The following is a 7,319-nucleotide window of genomic DNA, read 5'->3' as shown; positions in this document are numbered from 1 at the left end:
TCTCTACCGATAATTTCTTTTATGACAGGATCATGGAGAAGAATAATTTTTACAACAAAGGCGTAACAACAAATCATGGCGACAGGTATACCATGAGCCCATACCATGTGCTTTGGCCGGTACCCCAGGGCGCCATCAACAGTAACGTGGAAGGCATATTAAACCAGAATGAAGGATACGATGGCTTCCAGAACAATGTGCCGCCGTTAACTGAAATACCGGAGGAATAACTGAATATATAAAGAGCATTCCATTTGAAAAGTGAAAGCATCGTCTTTCACTTTTCACTTTTTAACGTATATTTCCGCATAACTTAAAATTTAGTATAAGGCTATAAACAATACATGATATGGATACAAAACAACTACTACAAACATGGCGCTGGTTCGGGCCCAATGATCCGGTAAGCCTCCGGGATATTAAACAGGCGGGCGTTCAGGGCATTGTTACCGCATTGCATCATATACCCCACGGGGAAGTATGGACGAAAGAAGAAATACGCAGGCGCCAGGATGAGCTGAAAGCAGCAGACTTTGAATGGAGCGTGGTGGAAAGCCTTACCGTGCATGAAAACATAAAAACACGCAGCGGCAACTATCCTGATCTGATCGAAAAATACAAACAATCCCTTGCTAACCTTGCCTCATGCGGTGTAAAGATCGTTACTTATAATTTTATGCCGGTGAACGACTGGACAAGAACGGACATCAATTATACCGTGCGTGACGGGTCAAAAGCCCTCTATTTCAACTGGAGCGACCTGGCCTTATTTGATATATATATCCTGCAAAGAAAAGATGCGGGAAAAGCCTATCCTGCTGCTATCATTGAAAAGGCAGCTGAGAAAAACAATGCCTGCACTTCAGCCGAAAAAGAAAATCTGGTCAATACCATTTTGTTCGGTATTCCTGGAGAGGAAAGGCGTACCACTGAGGGAATGAAGAAAGAACTGGAAAAGTATAAGGATATTGACCGTGCAGCGCTAAAAAGCAACCTTGCTTATTTCCTGCAGCAGGTAGCCCCGGCAGCAGCCGAACTGGGTATTCAGTTGGCCATCCATCCCGATGACCCGCCGTTTGATATACTGGGCTTGCCCCGCATCGTATGTTCGCAAAAAGACCTCCTGGATATCATTTCGTATTCGGAAGCACCCTCAAACGGCATCTGCTTTTGTACGGGTTCGCTGGGCGCCAGCCCTGCCAATGATCTGCGCAGCATGATAAAGGAGTTGGGTGAAAGAATTCACTTTGCCCATTTGCGCAATGTGGTGCGGGACGAAGAAGGTAATTTCTATGAAGCGGATCATTTGGAAGGGAATGTGGATATGTATTATGTAATGAAAGAACTGCTGACCATTCAGCAGCATCTTTCCCAACCCCTGCCTTTCCGGCCTGATCATGGCCACCAGATGCTTGATGATCTGAATAAAACCACTAATCCCGGTTATTCTGCCATTGGCCGTCTGCGCGGATTAGCAGAACTGCGCGGACTGTCATTGGGGATTTCCAGGGGCGTGCACTTTAATTAGGGTTATCTAAAGACAAATCATATAAGTATAAACACTTGGTTATTAAAAAATTATAGGATCATTGTCTACTTACCGGTAAAAAATTTTAACATTTATACCCGCTTTACGGTATTGACTTTCGATAAAAATAGAGGTATTTTTAACAGGTCAAAATTGAACCCATTCAGTTAGCCTATTGGGCAAGCTATTCAACAATATGGTGGGTTAGTGTCAATCAACTTCAAGTACAACCTCTCATTCGGGAGGTTGTAGCTTTTTTAGCCTCAGACGAAGCTTTCTCTTAAGAAAAATGCAATTTCTCTGTTCTTTTATCCGAATTAGCTAATTTGCTCCATATTTAGCGAATGATATGAATTTTACCGCCGAATGGATTGATTATGACAGCACCAATGCTTTTTCTGCTTTGGCTATTGATTACCTGCATCAACATACAGCATTACAACCCTTTTACCAACATATTCCGGGTTTGGCAGGAATTGGCGGAGCTATTGAAGAAAGAAAGGTGTTCAGTACCGACCGTAAAAATCTGGTAACCGTGCTCAGGAACCAATATGAGGAAATTACCGGATCCGCAAAGGTCAGATCCAATATAGAAAAATTAGCCGATGCCAGCACATTTACGGTATGCACCGCACATCAGCCCAACCTGTTTACCGGCTACCTGTATTTTATTTACAAAATTGTGCACGCTATAAAACTGGCAGATGAGCTCAATGCTGCTTATCCGCAGTATTACTTTGTGCCGGTGTATTATATGGGCAGCGAGGATAATGACCTGGAAGAGCTGAACCATATTTATTTAAATGGTGAAAAAATAACCTGGGAAACAAATCAAACGGGCGCCGTTGGCAGAATGCAAACCAGAGGTCTTGATGCATTCATTCATCGCATCAGCGGGGAGCTTAGCGTGCTTGAGCATGGGCAACAATTGGTTGAACTGCTCCAAAGCTGTTACTGCCGGTCTTCTACGGTGCAGGAAGGTACCTTAAAATTTGTGAACAGCCTGTTTGAGGATTACGGACTGGTGGTATTGATCGCAGATAATGATGCATTAAAAAGGGAGATGACAGCCATTTTTGAAGATGACCTGCTGCGGCATACACCCGCCGCCATTGTTAAGCAAACTGCCGGGCAACTGGCAAAACATTATCATGCCCAGGTTAATCCGAGAGATATTAACCTTTTCTATATGAAAGACGGCGTCAGGGAGAGGATAATCAAAAATGCAGACCGGTTTGAGATCAATAACACGAACATTCTTTTTTCCACGGATGAAATATTAAAGGAGTTGCACCGCTTTCCCGAAAGGTTCAGTCCTAATGTAGTATTGCGCGGTTTGTTCCAGGAAACCATTCTGCCAAATGTAGCTTTCATCGGAGGAGGCTCTGAAATTGCTTACTGGCTGGAGCTAAAAGAGATGTTTGCGCATTATAAAGTGCCGTATCCTGTTCTGGTATTGCGCAATTCTTTTTTGGTCGTGGATCAGAAAATGTCCCTTTTAATGGAAAGACTGGGACTTTCTGCAAAAAATATTTTTGAAGACGAAGCTTTGTTGCTGAACAACGTCATCAAAACCCGCAGCACCCTGCAGCTAACGCTTGAAAAAGAAACAGCCCAATCAGCCGCATTGTATAACCATATCAAATTGCTTGCCAGCCAGGTTGACACAACCCTTGGAGAGCATGTTGACGCACTGGAAGCGAAGGCTGCAAAAGGGCTTAAAAACTTAGAAAAGAAGATGCTGAGGGGCGAGAAAAAAAAGCACGCTGCATTGACCGGCCAGTTGCGGAAACTAAAATCGGGACTATTTCCGAACAACACCCTGCAGGAAAGGGTTGAAAATATATTGCCCTATTATGCCCGGTACGGTAAGCCATTCATTGATATGCTGTATGAGCATGCCCCTACCTTCGATAAAAAATTTGGCGTATTAAGAGAGGTATGACCGGTAGCGGGTCAGCGTACAATGTACAACTTATCACTTACCACTTCTCTCAATGCAACCCTTTTTCGCCCAGCCATCTTTCGGCATCCAATGCAGCCATACAACCTGTGCCCGCTGCCGTTACTGCCTGCCGGTATACTTTATCCTGCACATCGCCGGCGGCAAACACACCTTCAACATTGGTTTTGGTGGTTCCGGGTATTGTTTTAAGATAACCCGCCTCATCCATTTCCAGCCAGCCCTTAAAAATAGCCGAATTGGGTTCATGGCCTATGGCCACAAAAAATCCGCTGACCGGGATCGTTTGCGATTCGCCGGTTTTTGTATTTTTAATGCGTACCGCCTCTGTTTTGGTTTCTCCCAGGATCTCTTCCGTTTCGGTATTCCAGTAAATCTTTATATTGGGTGTTTTAAAAACCCTTTCCTGCATCACTTTTGAAGCCCGCATTTCATCGCGGCGCACAAACATGTGTACAGCAGAGCAGAGCTTGGAAAGATACAGGGCTTCTTCTGCAGCGGTATCGCCGGCCCCCACGATCGCCACTTCTTTTCCGCGGAAGAAAAATCCATCGCATACCGCACAGGCGCTCACGCCAAATCCATTGAGACGTTCCTCGCTCTTTAACCCAAGCCATTTGGCAGAAGCCCCGGTTGCAATGATCACCGCATCGGCTTCTATTAATTTTTCATCGTCTATCCATACTTTGTATGGTTGCTCCGAGAAATCAACCTTAGTTGCCAGCCCGAAACGAATGTCGGCGCCCATACGGGTAGCCTGCTTTTCAAAGTCAACCATCATTTCCGGCCCCTGTACACCATCGGCATAGCCGGGATAATTTTCAACCTCTGTAGTAATGGTCAGTTGTCCGCCGGGCTGTACGCCCTGGTATAAAACAGGTTTCAGGTTCGCCCGTGCAGCGTAAATAGCCGCCGTATATCCTGCCGGTCCCGAGCCAATGATCAAACAATGTACTTTTTCCGTTGCTTTATTGTCCATAATACGTTCTTTTAATCGTCATGCCACTTGTTATACCTGAACCACAGGTATGTCTGTTTGCAATAAAATCCTGCAAAATTAACTGTAATTGGGCAATCGGTGAAAAGGCATATTATAAGCATTGAATATCATGTGAATAACTCAAAGTTGTTCCGGGGAAGATACAAATGGAGGGCTTTTATTTTTAGCGCTTTATATAAAAAATCCCGTCATCTGAATAAATTTCATAATGACGGGAATATTTTCAGTCCGTGCCTAAAGCGTATTATCCCAAATAGGCTTTGAGCGAGCTGCTGTAACGTGCTTTCTGGAGCCGTTTGATCGCCCTTTCCTTGATCTGGCGGATACGTTCTTTGGTAAGATCATATTTTTGCCCGATCTGTTCAATGGTAACGCCATTTTCACCATCCAGTCCGAAGTAAGCATTCACAATTTCAGCTTCACGCGGGCTCAGCGATTTCAAAACCCTGCGGATCTCATTGCGTAAAGAATCTTTCATTACATCATCATCCGTTTCTGCGCCACCCTCGAGCAGATCGCCCATTGCCACATCTTCCGCTTCATGCACGGGTGCATCTAAAGAAGTATGACGGGTGTTGCTCTGGAAAATGTTGTTGATCTCTGTTTCACTCATTTCCAGCAGTTCAGCCAGCTCTTCGGTGCTCGGTTCGCGCTCGTGTTCCTGCTCAAATGCCATATATGCTTTATTGGCCTTATTGTAGGTGCCAATTTTATTTTGAGGTAAACGCACCAAACGACCCTGTTCTGCCAATGCCTGTAAAATAGACTGGCGGATCCACCATACTGCGTAAGAAATAAATTTAAAACCCTTGGTTTCATCAAACCGCTGCGCGGCCTTAATTAAGCCCAGATTTCCCTCGTTGATCAGATCACTCAAAGATAGCCCCTGGTGCTGGTATTGTTTTGCAACGGAAACAACGAACCTGAGGTTAGCCTGCACTAATTTATCCAAAGCCCTCTGATCACCCATTTTAATGCGCTGTGCCAGCACGGTTTCTTCTTCCGGTGTGATCATAGAAATTTTAGATATTTCCTGCAGGTATTTTTCAACCGCCTGGGAATCGCGGTTGGTAATTTGTGTTGCAATTTTTAATTGTCTCATATCCTTTTGATTAGTATAACAATGATTTTTAATATTAGGGACCTTTCTGGAAAGCAATTGTCAAATTGCTGTAATAACGTCTGGATAGAGACAGATATGTGGGCTTTTGGGTTGCAATCTGAGTGCAAACGATATGTTATTTTTTCCCTAACTGTGCCTGAGACGATTGACAAATGTAATGCACAGAATTTTCATCTCATAATGGTTTATAAAAAAAAGACAAAAAAATGATAAAAGAAGATGTATAATTAACATTTTTGTACAATGCAAACGATTGTGTTGGCAGGGCGCATCCTGTAGTGTCTTGGTTGGGTTGAACCTGGGGAGCCGGTGTTAACCTTGTTTAACAATGCAGTTTGATCTTCTTTTAAAAAGATTATCCGTCAGGCTTTAGTGACATGACCCTGTTCAGTTCACTAAGGGTAAACCCCGCCCGGACACCGGTAGTATGAACATTTATACGGGTTCTGTTGTTCCCGGGCGGACAGGCATTGTATATTCGTGATATGATCATAGATTTTCGTTCAGATACAGTTACCCGGCCAACTGCCGGTATGCTGGAAGCCATGATGAAGGCCGGGGTTGGGGATGACGTTTTTGGAGAAGATGCTGCTGTAAACAAACTGGAAGCTTTTACAGCGGATATGTTCGGTATGGAAGCCGGGATTTTTTGTGCAAGCGGCACCATGACGAATCAGATCGCTATAAAATGCCATACACAACCCGCTGATGAAGTGATCTGTGAGACGCAGTCTCATGTTTACCAGTATGAAGGCGGTGGCATAGCTTTTAATTCCGGTTGCCAGGTTAAGCTTATAGATGGCAACCGGGGACGCATAACCGCAGAATTGATCCGTGCTGCCATCAACCCCGATGATGTGCACAAACCGCCCAGCAGGCTGGTGTGCCTCGAAAACACTTCGAACCGCGGCGGGGGAAGCTGCTACGATATGCATGAACTGGAAAGAATAACGGAATTGTGCTACCACTGCAATTTACAGTTGCATTTAGACGGCGCCAGGTTATTCAATGCAATGGTTGCCCGCAATGAAACTCCTTTGGTTTATGGAAAATTATTCGACAGCATATCTGTTTGCCTGAGCAAAAGTTTGGGCGCGCCTGTTGGCAGCATACTATTGGGTAAAAAAGAATTCATTCATAAAGCGCGGCGCGTAAGAAAGCTTTTGGGCGGAGGCATGCGCCAGGCGGGCTACCTGGCAGCAGCGGGCTTATACGCATTGCAGCATCACATTACCAGGTTGAGCGAAGACCACCGGAATGCGCAGCAAATAGCAACGTTATTACAGGGTCAGCATTTTGTAAAAAGCGTAATGCCTGTAGAAACCAATATCATCATATTTGAAGTGAATCCTCTTTATACCGCCAGGCAGGTTGCAGAAAAATTAAAAGAAAATGGGGTGCTGGTTTACGCTATTTCGCCTGTGCGTGTACGTATGGTGCTGCACCTGGATGTTACGCCGGCTATGGTAGCCCGAACCTGTTCGGTTTTGACCGGCTTGCAGTTGGATACGGTTTGACTCTTCTTTTACCGGGTGCCGGCCGCATCTCCGGATTTTTAAAATTTATGGTTTTTAGTTTTTTGTTTATTGTTGTATTCCTTCGGATTTAGCGCTTAAGGCTTCGGATTTGAAATTTATTTGGTTCTTGTGATTTGGTTCTTATTATTTGTTCCCCGGTGCTTTGCGTTCAGATGCGATGCTGACCC

General features: G+C 44.6%; 5 protein-coding genes and 1 pseudogene. 4 read left to right on the top strand and 2 right to left on the bottom strand.

The window, feature by feature from the left end:
- From PLH26_RS18340 to bshC, 3 genes and pseudogenes are all read left to right on the top strand, one after another.
- A pseudogene (locus tag PLH26_RS18340) lies at positions 1 to 230 on the top strand (RagB/SusD family nutrient uptake outer membrane protein); the annotation flags it as partial.
- Between the two features lie 119 nt (positions 231 to 349).
- Positions 350 to 1,528, top strand: coding sequence for a mannonate dehydratase (gene uxuA / locus PLH26_RS18335; RefSeq protein ID WP_324587484.1), 1,179 nt, complete (start codon positions 350 to 352; stop codon positions 1,526 to 1,528).
- A gap of 349 nt (positions 1,529 to 1,877) precedes the next feature.
- The gene (gene bshC, locus PLH26_RS18330) at positions 1,878 to 3,473 is read left to right on the top strand and encodes a bacillithiol biosynthesis cysteine-adding enzyme BshC (protein ID WP_324587483.1); all 1,596 of its coding nucleotides are present in this window, start codon (positions 1,878 to 1,880) and stop codon (positions 3,471 to 3,473) included.
- Positions 3,474 to 3,522: 49 nt separating this feature from the next.
- Here the strand turns inward: bshC and trxB are convergent, their stop codons facing one another.
- Both trxB and PLH26_RS18320 read right to left on the bottom strand, forming a co-directional pair.
- Positions 3,523 to 4,470, bottom strand: coding sequence for a thioredoxin-disulfide reductase (trxB, locus tag PLH26_RS18325; protein ID WP_324587482.1), 948 nt, complete (start codon positions 4,468 to 4,470; stop codon positions 3,523 to 3,525).
- Positions 4,471 to 4,735: 265 nt separating this feature from the next.
- Positions 4,736 to 5,593, bottom strand: coding sequence for a sigma-70 family RNA polymerase sigma factor (locus PLH26_RS18320; RefSeq protein WP_324587481.1), 858 nt, complete (start codon positions 5,591 to 5,593; stop codon positions 4,736 to 4,738).
- 506 nt (positions 5,594 to 6,099) lie between these two features.
- On the opposite strand from PLH26_RS18320, the gene PLH26_RS18315 reads away from it, so the two are divergent.
- Positions 6,100 to 7,131 (top strand): threonine aldolase family protein, encoded by a 1,032-nt coding sequence (locus PLH26_RS18315; protein ID WP_324587480.1) that lies wholly within the window; start codon positions 6,100 to 6,102, stop codon positions 7,129 to 7,131.
- Positions 7,132 to 7,319: the final 188 nt, after the last annotated feature.

It is taken from the genome of Agriterribacter sp., from assembly GCF_035444585.1.
GTDB lineage: Bacteria > Bacteroidota > Bacteroidia > Chitinophagales > Chitinophagaceae > Agriterribacter.
The sequence above is the reverse complement of the archived record's forward strand: the minus strand, read 5'-3'. Positions and strand labels throughout refer to the sequence as shown.